At 56.2% G+C, this 19130-nt stretch carries 16 protein-coding genes; 1 reads left to right on the top strand and 15 read right to left on the bottom strand.

Going from position 1 to position 19130, the window contains the following annotated elements; all coding sequences use genetic code 11:
- The first annotated feature begins 237 nt into the window (after positions 1-237).
- Complete coding sequence (locus BUE18_RS00385) at positions 238-1935, top strand: L-lactate permease (protein ID WP_073471799.1); 1698 nt, start codon at positions 238-240, stop codon at positions 1933-1935.
- A 161-nt stretch (positions 1936-2096) separates the two neighbouring features.
- Here the strand turns inward: BUE18_RS00385 and BUE18_RS00390 are convergent, their stop codons facing one another.
- The 15 genes from BUE18_RS00390 to BUE18_RS00460 all read right to left on the bottom strand — a co-directional run bounded on the left by BUE18_RS00390 (position 2097) and on the right by BUE18_RS00460 (position 19128).
- Complete coding sequence (locus tag BUE18_RS00390; protein ID WP_073471801.1) at positions 2097-2795, bottom strand: DUF4386 domain-containing protein; 699 nt, start codon at positions 2793-2795, stop codon at positions 2097-2099.
- 194 nt (positions 2796-2989) lie between these two features.
- Positions 2990-4579, bottom strand: a complete 1590-nt coding sequence (locus BUE18_RS00395; RefSeq protein WP_073471802.1) for a B12-binding domain-containing radical SAM protein — start codon at positions 4577-4579, stop codon at positions 2990-2992.
- A 114-nt stretch (positions 4580-4693) separates the two neighbouring features.
- The gene (locus tag BUE18_RS00400) at positions 4694-5605 is read right to left on the bottom strand and encodes a tetratricopeptide repeat protein (protein WP_073471804.1); all 912 of its coding nucleotides are present in this window, start codon (positions 5603-5605) and stop codon (positions 4694-4696) included.
- 38 nt (positions 5606-5643) lie between these two features.
- The gene (gene gspE, locus BUE18_RS00405) at positions 5644-7380 is read right to left on the bottom strand and encodes a type II secretion system ATPase GspE (RefSeq protein ID WP_073471806.1); all 1737 of its coding nucleotides are present in this window, start codon (positions 7378-7380) and stop codon (positions 5644-5646) included.
- Complete coding sequence (gene gspD, locus BUE18_RS00410) at positions 7380-9491, bottom strand: type II secretion system secretin GspD (protein ID WP_244549253.1); 2112 nt, start codon at positions 9489-9491, stop codon at positions 7380-7382. Before gspD ends, gspE begins: the two co-directional genes overlap by 1 nt.
- 31 nt (positions 9492-9522) lie before the next feature.
- Positions 9523-10665, bottom strand: coding sequence for a tetratricopeptide repeat protein (locus BUE18_RS00415; protein WP_073471809.1), 1143 nt, complete (start codon positions 10663-10665; stop codon positions 9523-9525).
- Complete coding sequence (locus tag BUE18_RS00420; protein ID WP_073471811.1) at positions 10666-12519, bottom strand: ExeA family protein; 1854 nt, start codon at positions 12517-12519, stop codon at positions 10666-10668.
- A 17-nt stretch (positions 12520-12536) separates the two neighbouring features.
- The gene (gene gspC, locus BUE18_RS00425) at positions 12537-13397 is read right to left on the bottom strand and encodes a type II secretion system protein GspC (protein ID WP_139264564.1); all 861 of its coding nucleotides are present in this window, start codon (positions 13395-13397) and stop codon (positions 12537-12539) included.
- Positions 13398-13440: 43 nt separating this feature from the next.
- A complete protein-coding gene (gene gspN / locus BUE18_RS00430) occupies positions 13441-14310 on the bottom strand; it encodes a type II secretion system protein GspN (RefSeq protein ID WP_073471814.1) in 870 nt (289 codons plus the stop codon).
- Complete coding sequence (gene gspM, locus BUE18_RS00435) at positions 14307-14843, bottom strand: type II secretion system protein GspM (protein WP_015949857.1); 537 nt, start codon at positions 14841-14843, stop codon at positions 14307-14309. Before gspM ends, gspN begins: the two co-directional genes overlap by 4 nt.
- Positions 14840-16297 (bottom strand): PilN domain-containing protein, encoded by a 1458-nt coding sequence (locus BUE18_RS00440; RefSeq protein WP_073471816.1) that lies wholly within the window; start codon positions 16295-16297, stop codon positions 14840-14842. The genes gspM and BUE18_RS00440 overlap by 4 nt, the downstream gene beginning before the upstream one ends.
- A gap of 84 nt (positions 16298-16381) precedes the next feature.
- On the bottom strand, positions 16382-17488 hold the full coding sequence (gene gspK / locus BUE18_RS00445; protein WP_073471818.1) for a type II secretion system minor pseudopilin GspK: 1107 nt from the start codon (positions 17486-17488) through the stop codon (positions 16382-16384).
- Positions 17482-18213 (bottom strand): PulJ/GspJ family protein, encoded by a 732-nt coding sequence (locus tag BUE18_RS00450; RefSeq protein WP_073471820.1) that lies wholly within the window; start codon positions 18211-18213, stop codon positions 17482-17484. Before BUE18_RS00450 ends, gspK begins: the two co-directional genes overlap by 7 nt.
- On the bottom strand, positions 18210-18710 hold the full coding sequence (locus BUE18_RS00455; protein WP_083610672.1) for a prepilin-type N-terminal cleavage/methylation domain-containing protein: 501 nt from the start codon (positions 18708-18710) through the stop codon (positions 18210-18212). The genes BUE18_RS00450 and BUE18_RS00455 overlap by 4 nt, the downstream gene beginning before the upstream one ends.
- Positions 18601-19128, bottom strand: a complete 528-nt coding sequence (locus BUE18_RS00460) for a pilus assembly FimT family protein (RefSeq protein WP_073471823.1) — start codon at positions 19126-19128, stop codon at positions 18601-18603. The genes BUE18_RS00455 and BUE18_RS00460 overlap by 110 nt, the downstream gene beginning before the upstream one ends.
- Positions 19129-19130: the final 2 nt, after the last annotated feature.

A 19130-nucleotide genomic window follows, 5' to 3' on the forward strand; every position in this document is an offset into this window, starting at 1 on the left:
TCGTTCCCATGCTTCGTGCGGCCTGCAAACCAAAACACTTGATGACGCGGCTCCGCGAGTTGCAAGGGTGTCAGTCTTCCAGGGCTTGGCGCCTTCCAAAGTCGCCGCGGCATTTTTCCTCCCATCTTGGCATTTGGGATTGCCAAGCGCCCGCCCGGATATTAAGAAATCCAAAGCAAGCCCGATTCTCCATTACCTTTTTTCCAAGCCATTCATCAAGCCCGGGAGTGAAGCCTCATGTCCATCGGATTTCTTGCAATCGCCGCCTGCGTTCCCATACTCGTCGCCCTTGTTCTGATGGTCTGGATGCACTGGCCCGCGGTCCGCGCCATGCCCATGGCCTGGGCCGTCTGCGCCGTCCTGGCCGTGGTGGTTTGGAAAATGCCCGTGGGATTCGTCCTGGCTGCCACGCTGGGGGGATTCGGCAACACCCTGAACATCCTGATCATCATATTCGGCGCGATCGTGCTTTTGTTTTCGCTGCAGGAAAGCGGAGGCATGGAGACCATCAAGCAGGGCATCGGAGGCCTGTCCGACGACAAACGGGTGCAGATATTGCTCATCGCCTTTTTGTTCAGCGCGTTTTTGGAAGGTGCGGCCGGATTCGGAACGCCTGCGGCCATTGCCGCGCCCCTTTTGATCAGCCTGGGCTTTCCGGCCCTGGCGGCCGTCATGGCCTGTTTGATTTTGAACTCCTTTCCCGTAACCTTCGGCGTGATCGGCGCGGTAGTCTGGTTCGGGCTGAAAAATCTGACGCCCCTTGTCAACAGCGCCGCGGCCCAGGGAATCGCCCCCGCCTCCATCCCGGACGCCTGGGCTTTTTTTGGGGTTGTGGGAAAATGGGGTGCGGTCCTTAATACGCTTCCCATCTTCATCCTGCCCTTGTTCGTGATTTGCTTTGTCACCCGGTATTTCGGCGTGAACCGCTCCTGGAGGGAGGGGCTGGGGGCCTGGAAAATTTCCTTGTTCGCCTCGGCCTGCTTTGCGGCGGCCTACCTGTTTTTCGCCTATGTCATGGGCATAGAGTTTCCCAGCCTCATGGGCGGATTGATCGCATTGGCCATGACCGTGTTCGCGGTAAAGAAAAAATGGTTCCTGCCCGCCCAAACCTGGACCTTTGGGCCGAAGGAGCAATGGGCGCCGGATTGGATCGGCTCCATTGACATGAGCGGGGACAGCCAAAGCGGCGCCAATATGAGCCAGATGCGGGCCTGGGCGCCCTATATCCTCATTGGAGCGCTGCTCATGCTGACCAGGCTGTCCAGCCTTCCGTTCAAAGCCTGGGTCATGGGCCTGGAAATTCGTATACCTGCCATCCTGGGGTACGAATCGGTCCAGTTCAGCATGAAGCCCTTATACCTGCCGGGGATCATGCCTTTTATGCTGACGGCCTTGCTCATCGTTCCTATGCACGGAATGTCTTGGAAAAAGGCGGGCGTCGCGTGGTCCAACGCTTTAAAAAGAATCACCGGCCCGGCCCTGGCCTTGATGTTCGCCGTGGCTTTGGTGGAGATTTTCAAGCAGTCCGCGCACAACGCCCTGGACTACCCGTCCATGCCCCTGGCCATGGCAAAGGGGGCGGCCGCCCTGGCCGGCGGCGCATGGCCGCTTTTCGCATCCTTTGTGGGAGCGCTGGGAGCGTTCATCACCGGCAGCAACACGGTTTCCAACCTTTTATTCAGCGAGTTTCAATACGGCTTGGCCGAGCAGATGCATCTGCCGCGGCAGATCATAGTGGCCTTGCAGTTAGTGGGAGGGTCCATGGGGAATATGGTCTGCATTCACAATATTGTGGCGGCCTCCGCCGTGGTGGGCCTGACCGGGGCGGAAGGCGCCATCATCAAACGGAACTCCGTCCCCTTGCTGATTTACGGCCTGTGCACGGGCCTTTTGGGCATGCTGTTCTGCTATGTTTTATTTCCGGGGATTTTTTGAGATTACCTGATGTTGAATTGCCGCCGTTCAAACGTTTGATTTTGTTGGTTTTCACAAGCTCAACCCAACCTGCGCCGCGTCAAACAGGCGCTGATTGCGTTAAGTGAAACCCCTTGCCCTCCTTTTCAGGATCGCCCGCAAGGGGGAATCGAGAGTCCGTTCTACATGTTCTCGAATGAAGACTTTCGTCCCAAAAGCAGCCACAGGCAGAATGATAGCTCCGCTATTAAGGGGATGATGTAAATAGCCTCGATTTGGGGATAAAGGCTGGGATGCATAAATCGCACGCTGCTTCCGAACAGATAAACCAGCCCGGCGGCGGCAAGGCCGTATCCAAGCAGTTTGGGGATGTCGGCTTTTAAAATCAAGCACCCTAAAATCAGATTGGAAACGCCGAAGAAAATCAAGCCCAGGTCGTAGCCGTGGCTGTGCAAATCCAGAAACAGCATGGTGAGGGCGTTGACTTGCTCCGCCGTCAGGGGCGACGTAAAGGCTGGACTGGTCAGCGTCAGAATGGCCGCGTGATAGTTTAACAGATTAAAGCCCAGGATTGCGGCCTGAATCAACCGGAAGACCGCGGCGGCCATGGACAGTTTTTTATGAACTGGCTCAAAAAGGATGAATAAAAAAAGCGACAGGGCGGCGTCCGCCATGACCATTAAAGCATCGGCCAAAAAGCCCATACGAAACAGGGTTGAGAAGTTCAGGATATTTTCTGCCGTGGCGGCGGGATCTTCGGCGACAATCAACTTGGCCCGGATAAAGAACTCAGCGGAAATCCCCAATATGATGATGAGAAGATAAAGAAATCCGGCGAATCGGGCGTAAAATATGGGCGACGCTGCTTTTTGGTCATCCATGAACTCCGGCTCCCGATTGTTGGAAACAGACTGATTTTTTTGGGTTTCCCAAGCTCAACCCAACCTACATCGCTCCATGCAGAGCCGTAGGTTAGGTAGAGAGCGTGTAGATGAATCTAATTGCAAAAAAAATTCGCGTCGATAGCGAAAGTCGGGATTCAAGAGTATATCTCGAAACCCAACAATCGGATCTGTTAGGCCGCCTGGCCGGGGTTGGGCGTCCAGGCCCAGCAGGCGTCGGCGCCGCCGTTTACGATGCGAATATGCCCGTTTTTGTAAAAGGGAACCACAATGGACTCCACCAAATCATGATCCCGTCCCGTGCGTCCGGCGATGGCGTCCACCAGTGCGTTGAGGGCCTTTTCCGGGATTTTGGCCAGATCCGCCGGGATGACGCCGCATTTTTCCACCAGATCCTCTTCCAGGATTTGGAAAGTGCCGCCCACCTTGCGGGTGCCTTCCACGCGCAGATCGTCCTCAGGCGAATTCACGCCTTTGCCGTAACCTTCCTCCAGGCGCTTCCATTCTTCCTCGCATTCCTTCTCAAACCGGCCCACAAACTCGATGGCGTCCTGGGGCGACACCTGGGACGTACGCACCACCGGCCGGTTGGCGTCGTACAGGCTCCAGTCGTCGGTGAGGATTTCCAGATCGTATTCATCCAGGTTTTCCAGGACCGTGGTTCCGGGAAAGGGCGCCAGAAAATGGTATCCGTAAATGGCGTCCAGCTTTTTGGCGAAGCGCGCCGAATCGGCCATGGTTTCGTGGGTTTCGCCCGGAAGCCCGACCATGAACGAAGCATGGGGCAGGATGCCCACTTCCTTGCATATCTTTACGGCTTTTTCCGCCTGCGCCAGGGTGATGCCTTTTTTCACGCGTTTCAGCATTTCCTGGTTGCCGGACTCAATGCCGAAGCTCACGCAATCGCAGCCGGTCTCCCGCATGAGGGCGAAGGTTTCCTTATCCGCGGTGTTGACCCGGGAGAAGGCGCTCCATCCGAATTTCAGGCCCCGATTTTTGATTTCGTTACAAACCTCGCGCACCCGTTTTTTGTTGGAGGTGAACAAATCATCAGCTACGTTGATGCGGTTGAACCCCATTTCCAGCAGGGTTTCGATTTCGTCCACCACCTTTTTGACGCTGCGATACCGCACCTTATGCCCCACCATGCGCCTGCCCAGGCAAAAGATGCACTGGTTGGGGCATCCCCGGCTGGTGATGATGGAAACGGGGAATCCCAAGGCTTTGTACCGGGACAAAGGCAGCAAATGCCTGGCCGGCATGGGCAGGGAATCCAGATCCTGGATAAAATCCCGCCAGCCTGTGTTTACAATGTCGCCGTTATGCCTGAGGATCAGGCCGGTCACGTTTTCCAGGGTTTCGCCTTTGGCCAGAAGCGGGGTGATTTCCGCAATGGTCTGCTCGCCCTCTCCAACCACAATGCAGTCCACGGCGGGAAATATTTCCAGGGTCTCGGGCGCCCAGAACGACACATGAGGGCCGCCCATGATGGTGTACACCGCAGGATCGATTTCCTTGACGTCCGTGATGATTTGCGCGGCCTGGGGAAAGCTCATGGTCACCGAGGTGGAGCCCACCACGTGGGGCTTGAACTCGTCCATGGCTTTTTGGAGCTTTTCCTTGCTGTAACCGGACACTACAAAGTCGAAAATCCTGACTTCCGCACCCGCCTGTTCAAAGGCGGCGGCCACATAACACACTCCCAAGGGGGGAGCGGGCGCCTCTTCCAAGGGATAAGGCGGGGCAATTACTGCAACACGCATATAGTTCTCCATTGCCTCTTCCATCAAAATACTTGTGGAGAGGATACGTTTATATTGAGGCGCAGACGCCTTGCAAAAAGCCTGTTAGCAGGCGGCGCGGAATTCCACCCTGTATTAAAACGGAATGGTCAGCGACGCGCCTTGGCCCGTTCCGTCCGGCAAGGCGCCCGCCGAGACCCGAACCTTAACCTGTTCCAGGCTTTTGGTAAAGGCGGCTTTTTGTCTCCTGTTATATTTGTGCGCGCTGGACGCGGCGCTGTATATATTTCCGGCGTAAAAGCCGAAACCCACCACTCCTATGACAGATCCCAGAGCTTCCTGGTCATTGTCGAAACTTTCGTAAGCCGCTATAATCAGGCCTGCATTCAGCAAAAATGCAATGGCTGCGTCCTGATAGCGATTCGTATACACATGCCCAAGGCCCGGGACCACGGCCAGCACCCCGGCCGTTCCAGGGCTCTTATACTGCAAGTCGCCGGCTTTGTCGATTTCGGCGACAAGGGCCGGTATCCGGTATTTGTCCCAAACAGACCTGTCCATGCTCTTAAAAACGCCTGCGGCCGCACTAAAATCCCCTTCCAGAACATACACCCATCCGGCGTCGTACCGGGCTTTTTGCGCCAGTTCGCCAGGTCCTGCGTTTTGGACCACGTCGCTTAGGCAGGAGCGGGCCTGCTCATAATCCTGGATTTTAACGCTGCACTGGCAGATTAAAAGCGAGGCCTGGGCGGCCAGGGGGCTTTGGGGATATTGGGCCGCCATGGATTCCAGGGCTTTTTGGGCTTCTTCGTAATCCTGCCCCAAATAGTAGGACTGGCCTATCCGCAAGGCAGCTTGGGGAGCGCGGCCGTCATTCGGGAAAAAGTACAGAAAACGGCGATATTCCGAAACGGCCCGGTAATATTCGCCCTGGCTGAAATAGCTTTCGGCGAAGGCCAGTTGGCTGTCGGCGTCGATGGTAAGAGTCTGGTTGGCCAAAGCAGGGGCGCACACGATGGCCAGGAAAACAATCAGGGCCGGGACCATAAAACATCCCCTTGGCAATCCCTTGTACGCCGCGCCTATCACTGTTGAGTCACCCGGAAGACTTCTTCGATGGAGGTTACGCCCGCCAGCACTTTATTGACGCCGTCCTGCCGTAAGGTGATCATGCCGTTTTCCACGGCCTTGGCCTTGATGGTGTTGGCGTCTGACGTGCTTAATAGCAGGGACTTGATGTCCTGGTCCATTAGCATGATTTCAAAGATGCCCTTTCGGCCGTGGTAGCCGGTCTGGAGGCATTCGGGACAGCCCACGGGCTTGAATATCTGGCCGTGCGCCAAATCCTCGGGCGTCATTTTTAAGAAAGCCATGGAGGCCTCGTCCGGCGTGTGGGGCTCCTTGCAATGAGGGCAGAGCACGCGCACCAGGCGTTGGGCCATGACCGCCAGGACCGACGATGAAATGAGAAAAGGCTCCACGTTCATGTCGATCAAACGGGTGATGGCGCTTGCCGAGTCGTTGGTATGCAGGGTGGAGAAAACCAAGTGGCCTGTCAGGGAGGATTGCACGGCGATTTCCGCGGTTTCCATATCGCGGATTTCACCCACCAGTATGACGTCCGGGTCCTGACGCACAATAGACCTGAGCCCGCGGGCGAAGGTCAGGTCGATTTTCGGATTGACCTGAATCTGGCCGATGCCCGAAATCTGGTATTCCACCGGATCTTCAATGGTGATGATATTGATGTCTTCGGTGTTGATGGTGGAAAGGACCGCATAAAGGCTGGTGGTCTTGCCGCTGCCCGTGGGGCCCGTAACCAGGATAATGCCGTGGGGCTGATGGATCAGGCTATGGATGATTCTCAACTGTTCGCCGGTGAAGCCCACGTCCGTCAGTTTCAGGATGGTCGTGGATTTGTCCAACAAACGCAAGACGATGCGCTCCCCGAATGTGGTGGGGATGGTGGAAACGCGGATGTCCACGTTGCGGTCGCCGATGCGGATTTCGATCCTGCCGTCCTGGGGCAGCCGCTTTTCAGCGATGTTCAGCTTGGCCATAACCTTGATGCGGGAAACCAAAGCCGATTGAATGCGTTTGGGCGGCTTGATGAGATCATACAGCACGCCGTCCACGCGATACCGCACCTTGAGGATGGTCTGATAAGGCTCGATATGGATATCGCTGGCCCTGGCCTTGACCGCCTGGGACAGGATGTGGTTCACCAGTTTGATGATGGGGGCGTCGCTGGTCTCCTCCAAAAGGTCGGCGGTTTTTTCGATCTCCGAAATAATGGAGTCCGCGCCTTCCTCCATGTCCGCAACCAACTGCTCGGCGCTGTCCCGCGCCATGTCGTATGCCATGTTGATGGCCGAGGTAATCGCGGCGCTGGGCGCCAGGATCGTGGTGACAGGCCCCGTGTTCAAAAGGGCGGCCAGGTCGTCCACCGCATCGAAGTCCGAAGGATCGGCCACGGCCACAAATACCTGCCGCGCCCGTTCCTCGTCCGAATCCGGTTCTTGTTCCTCTTCGGACTCTTCGGCCAAAAACAGGGGAACCATTTTGTGCTTTTTCAAAAACTGGATGGGCGTTTGCTGGGTATAGTCGGCCGGCCCCGCGTCCAGGGGCAGTTCGTTCCACACCTCCAGGCCGTAATATTCACCCACGGCCTGAAGCCAGGCGTTTTCCTGCAACAGGTTCTTTTGGGCCAGGACGTCGCCCAGGGAGACGCCTTTTTCCGCGGAAACCCGCCTTGCATCTTCCAAAGCCTCCGGCGGCAGCCCGTGGTCTCTGACCAGTATTTCGTCCAGTGACGGAAGCATTATTCGGGCGTCTCCTCCTCTGCCGGTTCCTGAAATTCGTCTACCTTCTCGGGAGAATTGGGCAGGTAATCCTCTACATTGATAACCTGTTCCGGCTTGCGCTTATACAATTCAATGACGTTTTTCTCCACTTCCTTGATGGATTCGATCTTCTTATCGGATATTTCCTTGGCCTCGGTGGGCGTCTGGATAATCCGGGGAGTGAGGAAGACGTACAAATTGGTTTTTTCCCGCTTTTCGGTCTTGCTTCTAAAGGCCCAACCCAGCCAGGGGATATCGCCCAGACAAGGCACCTTATAAGTGCCGCCCTCGGTGCTTTCGTCTATCAGGCCGCCGATGACGATGGTGTTTCCGTCCTTGACGATAACCGTGGTGTCGGCCTTGCGTTTATAAGTGGTGGGCTGGGTGGTGGTTCCGGCCGTCTCAATAAGCCGGGTGACTTCCTGAAACACGTCCAGCCTGACCAAACGCTCCTGGCTGATCTGGGGGGTGATTTTCAGGGTGACGCCCACGTCGCGGTATTCGTAGCTTGTGTAGTCCACGCTGGAGCTGGATGTGTCCTGGCGGGTGACGTAAGGCACGTTTTTGCCAACGTAGATTTCAGATTCTTCGTTGTTCGTGGCCAGAATGTGGGGCGCGGACAGAATGTGGACGTCCGAGTCGTTTTTATAGGCCCGCATGACGGCGCCCAGGGTGGGAAAGTAAATGTCGCCGATTTTGATGTTCTCGCCGATCACGCCCATGGAAAAGGCCGTGGGAAAGCCAGCCACGCCGGAAGCGATTTCCGCCGTAGTGGGAAAGAGCGTATAAGCGCCTTCGCTTCCTGCGCCGCCCGATCCGGCCCAGCCCACCGCCTGATCGCCGTTGACCTCAAAGTTGTCGCCCAGACGCCATTCCACGCCCAGTTCAAAGGCCTTGTCCGTGGAGACTTCCATGATCAGGGCTTCGATATAAACCATGGACCTGGGAATATCCAGTTTTTCGATCACGTCCTTAAGAACCTTGAAGTCCTCTTTATCCGCCACGATGATGATGCTGTTCGTCGCCTTATCCGCAGAGATCTGCACATCCTTGGAAACCACCGGAGCTTCGGCTTTGTTCTTGGTGTCGGTCTGCTTGCCGGGCAGAGCCTGGAGCACCTTCACCACCTCTTCGGCCGTGGCGTTTTGCAGATAAACCACCTGAATTTTGCCTTCGCCTGTGGGCTGCTCTTTATCCAGCAAATCAACAAAGGAGAGGATGGCCTCGGTATCGTCTTTGGAGGCCAGGATAATCAGGCTGTTGGTGCGTTCGTCCGCCACGATTTTAACCACGTCCCCGGAGTCCGCCACGGTCTGTGCATTTTTTGACTTGGTTCTGACGCGGGGGCGCCGGGCAGTGTCGCCTTTGCTTTCAAACAGCGTGGTGGCCAGCTTGGCCATTTCGGCCGCCCCGGCGTGATGGAGCGGAACGACAGTCAGTTCTTCTCCAACGCCGTGGACGTCAATGGCGTTAAGAATTTTGACAAGACGCTGGATGTTGGATTCCACGTCCGTGACAATCAAAGTGTTGGTGGGGCTGTAAGCCACCAGCAGGCTGCCCTTGGAAACCATGGGCTGAAACAGCTTGACCACGTCCTCCACCTGGGCGTAGTCCATGGAAATCAATTGGGTGACCACTTTGTCGGTCTCGGAAATGCGATGATTGAAAAGCCGGGTTTCCGGGTTTTTCGTCTTGGCGTCGGGCGCAGGAACGACCTTGGTGAGAGAGCCCACCTGAACCGTGGCGTATCCGTATACTTCCAGTACGGACAGGAACACCTGATAGGCTTCATCGGGCGTGACTTTTTTGGGCGACATGATGGTGATTTTGCCCCGCACCTTGCTGTCCAGAACAAAGTTATGCCCGGTTACTTCGCTGATGTATTTTACGAATTCCGCAATCTCGGCATCCTCGAAGTCAATCTGGATCAGGCCTTCCTCTTCCTGGTCGACCCCGGAATCGGAGGGCTCGAGGACTTCTTCCACGCCGTTGGAAGAGTCTGCACCCGTCACCCGGGCGGCCTGGACGTTCGTCCCCAGCAGGATCGCAACTGCGAGGAGCGCCAGCATAAAGCGCAGGGATTTCGCCATGTGAGTCATCATTCGCCTCTTGTGAGTCGCCTTAATCATTCATTACCTCTTTAAACTCGTCCATATCCTTGAGGACAGCCAGGTCTTGATCTTCTTCGGCCCAGTCCAGGACAGCCTTATCCATGTTCACAGCCATTTTCAAATACTTGACGGCCTCTTGCAGGGCGCCCTCACGGGCGTACAGACACGCCAGGTTGTAGCAGGGGTCCACATAGGCCGAGTCGGCGGTCATGGCCTGGATGAAGCCGTCTTTGGCTTCCTCCATTCGGCCGTTTTCCATGTCTATGACAGCCCTGTTATTCAAGCTGGGGGCATAGGTGGGATCTTCTATCAAACTTCTGGTGTAATAAGCCCGCGCTTCGTCCATCCTTCCCAGCATTTGGCTGTCCAGGCCCTTGGAATACCACCGGGACGCCACAATGGCCGGAGGATCTTCATTCACTTCAGGCTCTACAGGGGCGGCCGGCTCAACGGGCTCTTCCCGCAAGTTGTCCTCTTGAAAACTTCCCCTCCGGCGGGGAGTATTTTTAAATTCCATCTTGTCGAAACCCGGCAAGGAGGCGAACCGTTCATTCTCCTTGGCCATGGTCCAGGCGTTTTCGCGCCGGTATCTGGGCCTGCGTCCTTCCTCCATACCCTCCGGCCTGCGCCGCTTGGGTGCAAAGGGCTCCTGGTTTTCCGACCACAGAGCCTGAGATTCCACCAGCGCCCTGGCCCTGGCTTCGGTTTCCTTGGCCGCTTCCGTCTTCGGCTGCTCTTCCGCCCTGGCCACCAGTTGGCCTCTGACCGGCCTTTGGCTTCCTGAATAAGGGCGCCCGTTTCGGTCCAGAATATTTGCAGGCGCTTCCTCTTGCTCCTCCAATTCGAACTGCTTTTCCTGCTCCTGCAAAAAGTCGTCTTCCATTTCTTCTTCCGGAGCCTGGACTTCATTCTTCACCGGGGGAGTTGCATCAGCCCGCATCTTGCCGGAGTCCGGTCCGTGAAGACGGCCGGCGATCAGGAATCCCGAGTATCCGACCAGAAAAATGAGAACAACTCCAACCACGATCCAAATAAGGCGTTTGCCTTTGCCCCGGCCCGGCCCTTCTTGGGGCCCGCCGCTTCCGGGAAACGGCCCTTTTCGGGCGTCCTGCTCTTTTTGAGCTTTTTCAAGTGCGCTGTGTATAGTACTCATTTAGTCAGACAATTCCGGTAAATGTTGTGCCAGCTGATACATCAGGCCAATGGTGGTGGGCCCAGCCACCCCGTCAGCCCGAATGCCAAAATCCGTTTGAAAACTTTTGATCGCTTGGGATGTCCTGGGACCGTAAACTCCGTCCTTGCTCAGGCTGTATCCCCCGTGAATCAGCACGTCCTGTATCCAGTTGACCAAGGGGCCTTTGTCGCCCAGGCCAATCCTGTTTATCCATAATTTTTCCGGAATCAGCCACACGAGGCCGCCGGAAAAACGCTTTTCAAAATCATCCAGGGAAACCTCCACCGGATTCCCCGCCGCGTCCGACACCACAAAGCCGCCGGAGAAAGAACCCACCACCACGGCGTGCCCGCCCTGGGAGTCTTCCAAGCCTTTGAGACTGGCGCGGAAAGGCCTTTGGAAAAACTTGACGACCTCGGCCCGGGCTCGAAAGGAGACAATTCCCGCCTGCTCATCCCCGTACAGCGCCTTGATTCCGGCGTTGGACTCATACAGGCTGAACAATTTCGCAAGGCTGGTTTCCGTATCCAAAGCCCAGGCGCCAACCGTCCGGACGGGCTCCGGCTCCGGGGTTTTTTCTTCCATTTGAACTACAGGCTGCGCTGCAGGAGGTTCAGGCTCTGAAGCCTCGACCATGGGCGCTTCTTGGGCGGGCGGGGGGGCCTCTTTATTTTCTTTCGGCTCAGCAACAGGCGCCAAGGCTTCCGTAACGGCCATGGACTCCGGTTCAGCCGGGCTCTCCACAACAGGTTCGGCCGGCGCCGCCGGAGGGGCGGCGGTCCCGGGAGCGGCGAGCCGGGGCGCTTTCGGCGCCTGAGGCGCCGGGGCCTCCAGTGCTTTGGGCGCCTCCACGGTTGGGGGCGCGGGGGCGGCGACCTGGGTTTGAGCCTCTGGTTGAACTTCGGCTGTATTATTCTGGCCCTGCCAGAATCCGTAGGCGACTCCCAGCACGGCGGCGGCCGCAAAAACAGCCATGAGCGACACGTATGCCCAGGAAGCCTTTTTTTCCGGCATGGCGGCGGGCGTATGCCCCGTGACTTCCTTTGCCGCTTGCAAAATGAGGTCTTTGTCAATCTGCTTTAAATTGCGCGAATACGCAGCCAGCAAGGACCGGTCGCAAACCGCGTTGATTCGGCGGGGAATGCCCCGGCACGAAGCGTATAAGGCCTTATACGCGCCGTTGGTGAACGGAATGCGGCCTTTGCAGCCGGCCACCATCATGCGATGCTGAATGTACGCTTTTACATCCTCAAAATCCAGGGCGTCCAGGCTGTATCGAACCACGATGCGCTCATTTAGCTGGCGCAATTCGTTCATGCTCAGCACATGCACCAGCTCCTCCTGGCCCACCAGCACGATTTGCAAAAGTTTTTCCTTATCCGTTTCCAGGTTGGAAAGGATGCGCACCTGCTCCAGGACGTCCCGGGAGAGGTTTTGCGCTTCGTCCAAAAGCAAAACCACGTTTCGCCCGGAGGAGAAGCTATCCAGCAAAAAAGCATTGATGGCGTCCAGGTATCCCTTTTTTCCCCGGGTTTCAGGCGCGTCAATGCCGAACTCGTCGCAAATGGTGGGCAGCAGGTCATCCGCCGTTAAAAACGGATTGATGACAAGCGCCGTTTTGACGTTCTGGTCCAAATCCGACAGCAGCGATCTCAGCAAGGTGGTCTTGCCCGTGCCCACGCCGCCGGTGATCATCACAAACCCCTTGCGTTGCGTGATGCCGTACACAAGGTGGTCCATGGCCTCCTGGTGCCCCCGGCTTAAATACAAATAGCGGGGATCGGGCGTGGTGTGAAACGGATTTTCTTTAAGGCCGAAATGTTCGTAATACATGGACCTTGCCGCCGGTTTTATTCAAAGCTGTAATTCAAACTTGTGGGGTTTCCGCCGCGCTTGATCTGCAGGGAGACCTCTTCCGCATTTTTAAGACTCTGATATAAAGACAAGATGTCTTCCGTATCCTGAATTTCCCTATCGTTGATTCCCTGGATGACGTCTCCGTCTTCCAGCCCCATTTCCTTGAAGATGGAATTGGGCTTGATTCGCCTGAGCATAAGCCCCGCCGGCTTGCCGTCTTCAAATACAGGCCGGACGTTGATCTGGGTCATTAATTGATTGATATTCTGCAGGGCGTTGTTAATCTGCTCCTTGCCCACTTTAAAATCGCGGCCCGAAGAGTCCCGGACCGGGGCGGGCCCGCTGGAGGGCCCTCTTCTGCGAGCCTTTTTCTCGTCGTCGTCCATGACAAGAAGCTCGTCCCGGCCGTTTACGTGCAAAACCACCTTGCCGCGCATGATCTGCCGAAGCTGCGCTCCCTGTACGTCGTCGCCGATCCGGTACAAATCGGAAGATCTCGCCTTGGCGTCTTCAATAAATGCGCAGGCGTATTTTTCCGGGCCTGTGATGGTGCCCAAAAGGCTCAGTTTGAGGGACGTGAGGTCAATGTCCTCCACAGGTTTGGGAGGAGGCGCAACCGCGGGCTCCTTGGGTTTTATGGTGTGAAACAGATCCCTTTGCACCACGGACCTCTTGTATTCGCTGTAAGGAGAGGTCTTTTGGGGCGTCTGGGAGGCTTGGGGGCTAACCTCCGTCAAAACCACGGGCATTGCGCCGACTTTGGACTCCGCCACCTGATAAAAGGCGTCCACGGCCAGGTATGCAACCAGCGTTATAACTAACAAATTCAAGGCTATTGGCGCAAATTTCTTCATGTTTTCATCCTGCCCAGGCCAGGCCCTGCCTTGGGCTTCCAATTCATTTGGGGGCAAACTGCATATCGCCCAGGGTTCCGGTTACGGTAAAGGGAATGGCGTCGCCGGGTTTTTTATTCCTGAAAACCGTTTGGGCGATTTTTCCCAGGTCGGACTCGTAAAAGGTCCGCGTGGGTTCCATGCTGCCTTTTAAGTTGACCCTGCTTCTGGCAATGTCCTTGTTCAGACGAATGGCGCCGGAAAAGCGCCCCCGGACCAAATCCCCTTTCAGCACAAAATCCTTTACGTCAATTTTTCCGTTTTTCATGGAAATTTGAGCGGTGATTTCGTCGTACGGGATATTCATGCCCGCGCCTATGCCGGTCCACATGACCATATTGCCGGAGGAGATGGAAAAGTCTCCCTCTCCCTCCATATCCATCCATCTTTCCGTCAGGTTGGAGAAGGTGAACTCGCCGCTTAAAGAACCTGTCACCAGCCCGGGTTCGGGAATGCGCGAGACCGCATCCATAACGCTGAGGTCAATGCGCTGGAAGCCTATAAATCCTTGGTAAGGGCCTCTGACGCTCTTGGCGTTATCCGAGGCCTTTACTTTGCCGTCCACTTCTCCGCCGTAGATGGATGCCGCTATGTCTACGTTGGGCTTTTTGCGTATCAAGGAAATGATGGACGGCGAAAACACGACCTCTTCAGCCTGTAAAAGAACCCCGGTCCGGTCGCTTACGCCAGGGCGTTCCAGGCGGACGCTGGTCAGCCCCGCCGGGGCGATTCCGCCGATAAAGACGTCCTTTTTGAGTTCTTTGGTCAGGCGCATTTCCACGAAACGCCCCGCTTGATCGGCGGGAAACAAAATCGCCAAAAAGAAAACCAGGGAGCACAAGGTATATGCTGTATATCCGAAAAACTTCTTCATTTTTCCTTCTCAGCTTCGATGGTGGTCACCTGGAAAGTGGCGCTGACGCCGTAATCGTCCTCCCGTTGGGAGCGCGTGACGGTAATGCGGCGCACGGACAAAAAGTTGGGGGAGGTTTCAATCTTGTGCAAGTAATTGAGCAACTCCTCCGTGGTTACGTCGTCCAGCTTGATGTCTGCGATGGTTTGCACGAAATCGCTGTTGGCGATGGGTTTTTTGCTGGACTTGATGTACTTGGTCTTGCCCATGACGCCGGCCTGGCGCGCCAGCTGCCCCAGGTAATTATCCAGGGAGAAGTCCTTGCGGTTGATCAGTTTGTCCCAGTCGCCGTTTGTATTCATCTTGGCCTTTTTATATTCCTCGGCCAATTCCATGATGGATACAAGGTTGCTTTCCATCTTTCGGAGCTCCGCCTGCCTCTTCCGGCTTCCTTCCAGGGCCGGGGTGATGATGAAGGCGTGGACCAGAATCGCGAACGCCACAAAGATTCCCGCAGCCAGGATTAATTTTTCTCTATTTCCAAGCCTGTTCATGAGTTGGTCCCCGACTCCTTTTGCACCTGGGCCTTAATACGGAACTTCCACACCCCCGGATCTTTGCCCGCCGTAACGGACTGCAGGCTGACGTCCTCGAACAACGGCTGCCTCTCCAGGCCGGTTTTTATTTCCGTGGCGGACTCATAGGCATCGGTTTCGCCGTTTATTTCAACCCGCTCCGGGTTGACGGAAAAACTGGTGATTTTCACATTAAGCGCGGGAGGAATTCCGTCGCTGATGGCTTTAAGCACATCCACCACCTGGACGTTGGCGCCCTCGGCGCCCGGGAATATGGGGGCCTGACTCAGGGCCTCCATTTCAGACATCATGGCGGCCAGGGGATCTCCCGAGGAAGCCCGCCCTTCCATGGCGGTTTGATAAACCTCTTCAATCTGGCTTTTCAGGCTGGCTATTTTAGCTTCCTGCACGCTTTTTTTTGCAAAATAACGCACGCCGAAAGCCGCCAGAAGCACGGCAAGCAGGATACTGACGTGTATGACCCAGCCTTTGTACTGCTCCCAACGCCTTCGCACGGCGAAAGGCCCCTGGCGCATGTTAAAGCCGGTGCTCTCCGTGGGATGATACAAAGCCAGGGCCAAAGCCCCGTCCATGGCGCTGGAGTCCCAGTTCCCGGCCACGCGGCCTTCCATGGGCAGTTGGATGTCCCGGGTCAGGTCGACTTCCTTCAGGGGAAGCCCGGTTTGCTCCTGAACCGCATCCTGCAAGTTTTCCCAATGCATGCCTGCTCCGGCGCAGTAAATGGCTTTGGGGTTGAATGCGGGGTTGTTCTTTTCCGTAAAGGCCCTGATGGTCAGGTTGATCTGGCCGGCCAGTGCTTTTAGATTGCCTTCGAAATTCTGCCTGAGGTTGCGCAGCAGAATCAATTCCTTGCCCGAAAACAAACCGAGCAGGACCCTGTCGCGCTCCACGTCCAGGAACACGCCGTCTTCCTTTGGCTGGACCCACGCCAGGTAGCCCAACACCTTGGAAGCGCCGCTGGGCGCAAGGATGTCCGCGTTAAGCCCGGCGTCGGCCATAATCTCCAGAGCGCCGCCCACCTCAAAAGCCGTGTTCACGGCGGCCAGGCAGTCCGTATGGTCGCCTTTGCGGATTACGTGGTAATCGGGAATCGCCTCCTCCACCTTGTAAGGAATGAGGCTTTCCAGTTCAAAGGGCAGCACCTGGCGGATTTTTTTAGCTTCGGAAAAGGGAATGACGACGTTTTTGAAAGAGGTGTTGGCGTCTCCAAAAGAAACGCTGCACGGAATCCTGTCCACGTCTGTTTGGCCGCCAAGGTCTTCCAGGACTTTATTCAAGGCCAGGGCAAGGCCGCCCTGACCGTTAACCTCGACCTGGGCGTGGGCCGCCACCCTGGGCTTAAGCCCGCCTCCGATGACCACAGCCCGCACCGAATCAGATTGTATGTCCAACCCAAGCCTATTTTCCGGCATTGTCTATTTTCGCCTTCCAACCTGTGGTAAAAATGGTTTCAAAACCCTTAATAACAAATAATTTATAAAAATACCATATCTGTGTCACAGGCTTTGCCAGGCCAGAATTTCGCATATATAATCCTGGCTGTTGTTCGCCTTTTTCCGAAGCACGACCGCCTTCACGGTTTTGACGAATTCCTGCTGTTTGGCCGTGCACGTTATTTCAAAATAGTCGCTGACGCTGGTCAAAAGGTTGGCGTCGATTTCAAGGTCCGCGCATCCAGGCGCGTTTAAGAACCAATTGGCGTCGTTGATGGGATTGAGAAAATAGTCCTCCTCCCGCTCCTCCCTGTATTCCAGGATGGACTCCGCCAGATCCTCGCTGCCTACAGGCATAAGCGCCCGGATGACTTCCAGGGGGGCGCTGCCCATATTGATTTTCCCCGGATACTCCACGGGATTTTTTTTGGCCGGGTCGGCTCCGTATACGGTGAAGGACTCCGCTATTCCGGGAATCTCCTCCGATCCGTAAAACAATTCCTGGGTCATGCCCTTGACGCGGAGCAGTTCGGACTCGCTGTTGAAGTAGCTGTTTCTGGCCGAATACGGAGGGTCCAGGGACAGGTAATAGTCGGATTCCGCCCCGTTCAAGCCGGTAATGGCTTCGTCGTCCCCGTTATCCATCCAGTCCTTCATGGAATTGATGATGTCCGTGGTGGCGTTCAGGTCCAGGCCATCATACAAGGTGGCGATGGGGCGCAGAAAGCGGTCCCACAACTCCTGCTGAGGCGCATTGAATTTTTGCCCGCTGGGCGGCGCCACCAGGGCGTTAATCTGGATCAGGCCCGTCAGGTCCTTGATTTCCAGCTTTAACGATTCCGGCGATATGTCAAAATCCAGCATCATTTCGGCGATTTCATTCGGGTCGGCCCACGGGTCCTGGATCGAATCCATGGTGTTGGCTTTTTTATCCAGCACCAGCATGGCCATGCCCAGGGCCACGCCGCTGCGGGCCGTCCAATCCAGTTGGCGCCGCTGGCGCGAGGCTTCGGTGGAAAACACGGCGGCCCGCACCCGGTGGTGCAGTTCCGCGGACACCCCGACGAGCAGGGCGATGACCGCGAGAACCATAAGCAAAGCCACTCCGCGCTGGCTTCCGTCCTCATCGCGCCTGAAATAAGCCCTTATTCTTGAGAATAGCCTTACCATTCCTGCTCCTCTCTATAGAAAGGCAGGTTGACGGTGGTCTCGAACCGGAAAGGAAGCGCGTCCTCTTCGTCAAAGGCCTCCAACTCCAGGATGATGTCCACGGCCATGGGGGTGGCGAATTCCGTCTCCTCCGAGTCGGAGTCCCAGGACTCGGTCGTATCTCCGTCCTGATCGTAAAAAAGGTACTCGATGTTGCGCACCCTTTCGCACAAGATGGGGTCGGAACCAAGCTCCCGGCCTTCTTCCCCAAAAATCTCCCAATCCAGGATATCCCGGCGCCGCAGCACCTTGCGCGTTTCGTCCGAGGGATCGGGGGTGAGGTAGTAGGTGATCTCCGCCAATCCCATTTTACCCGCCCCGGTAAGGTCCACATGGGCCTGGGACACGAAGCGCAGAGTGGATACGGAGGAGCCGCTGGTGTAATCCTTGGTTCCCACAAAGCGCAACGGATCGTAGTCCTCGGCTTCGGCGGGCTTGTTGTATGTGTTGGCCATAGCCACCCGCGCCGATTCCAGATCCATGACCATGCGGTCCATGGCGCCTTTTGCGGATTCGTACACGGTGATGGATTTTTGCACGCCCTCGGCGCTGGACATGGCGCCGGAGAACGAAACCAGCACAATGGTCATGATGATGGAGAACAAGGCCATGGCAATGAGGACTTCCAGCAAGGTGAATCCCTTGTCATTAAATAGAGTATGGATGACGTTCCGGGAAGTTCTCATTGCTGGGGGTCCAGAAAACGGTAGGTCTTGATGTCATAGGAATAGGTGGATTCCGACGCCGTAACGGACACGGCGACAGCACGAAGCCTTTCGCCGGTGGCGTCCAGGTATTCGGATTCCATCTCGTCAACGGTGGCCGACCAGGAATAGTTGGGGTATTCGTCTCCAAAATCGCCGGAGTCCGATGCAAGCTCATCAGGCTCCGTCATCATGTATTCGGCCATCTTCTTCTGGGCGAGCATGGGGGCTACGGTTTCAAACTGGACGTTGCCGGCCATCATAATGGACATGGATTGGAGCCGGAATATGGTGGAAAGAGCCACTCCCAGGATAAGCAGGGAGATGATCATCTCCAAGAGGGTGAATCCGGCCGGGCTATTGACAGCCCTATTCCTCGTCCAATGACACATATCCCTTATAAAACCTTGCCTTGCCCAAAAAGGGTTCAAAAACCATGGTGGCGGGGCCGTCCTGATCTTCCAGGTGCAACGCCGCATGGGCGATGTAGCCCATTTGGTTGATGGGCAGTTGCGCCACCCCGTCGGTTTGAAGGATTCCCCCGGGCCATTCCACGTCCAGGAGTGTGACGGCCTCGGAAATTTTTGTTCCCTGCCGCTCCTTTTCCATGAGCTCTTCTTCGGTCAGGGGAGGCCCGTCCGTGCCGTAGGTCCTCTCCTCAAAGTCGATGTACAGGCTTCTTAAGGACTGGTTGGCGAGGGCGGTCTCCCGCTCTTTCGCCACGTTGGCCGACATAAGGCGGACCAACTCATCCATGTCTCCTGCGCTGGCTGCGTCTTCAAAACGAGGCACAATCACAAAAAACAGGATGCCCATCAGGGAGATCACGGCCATGAGCTCCATGAGGGAAAAGCCCTCCTGGCGGCCTTTAGTGCTTTGGTTTACCCGATCAGCCATGG

This window comes from Desulfatibacillum alkenivorans DSM 16219 (genome assembly GCF_900142135.1).
Lineage (GTDB): Bacteria > Desulfobacterota > Desulfobacteria > Desulfobacterales > Desulfatibacillaceae > Desulfatibacillum > Desulfatibacillum alkenivorans.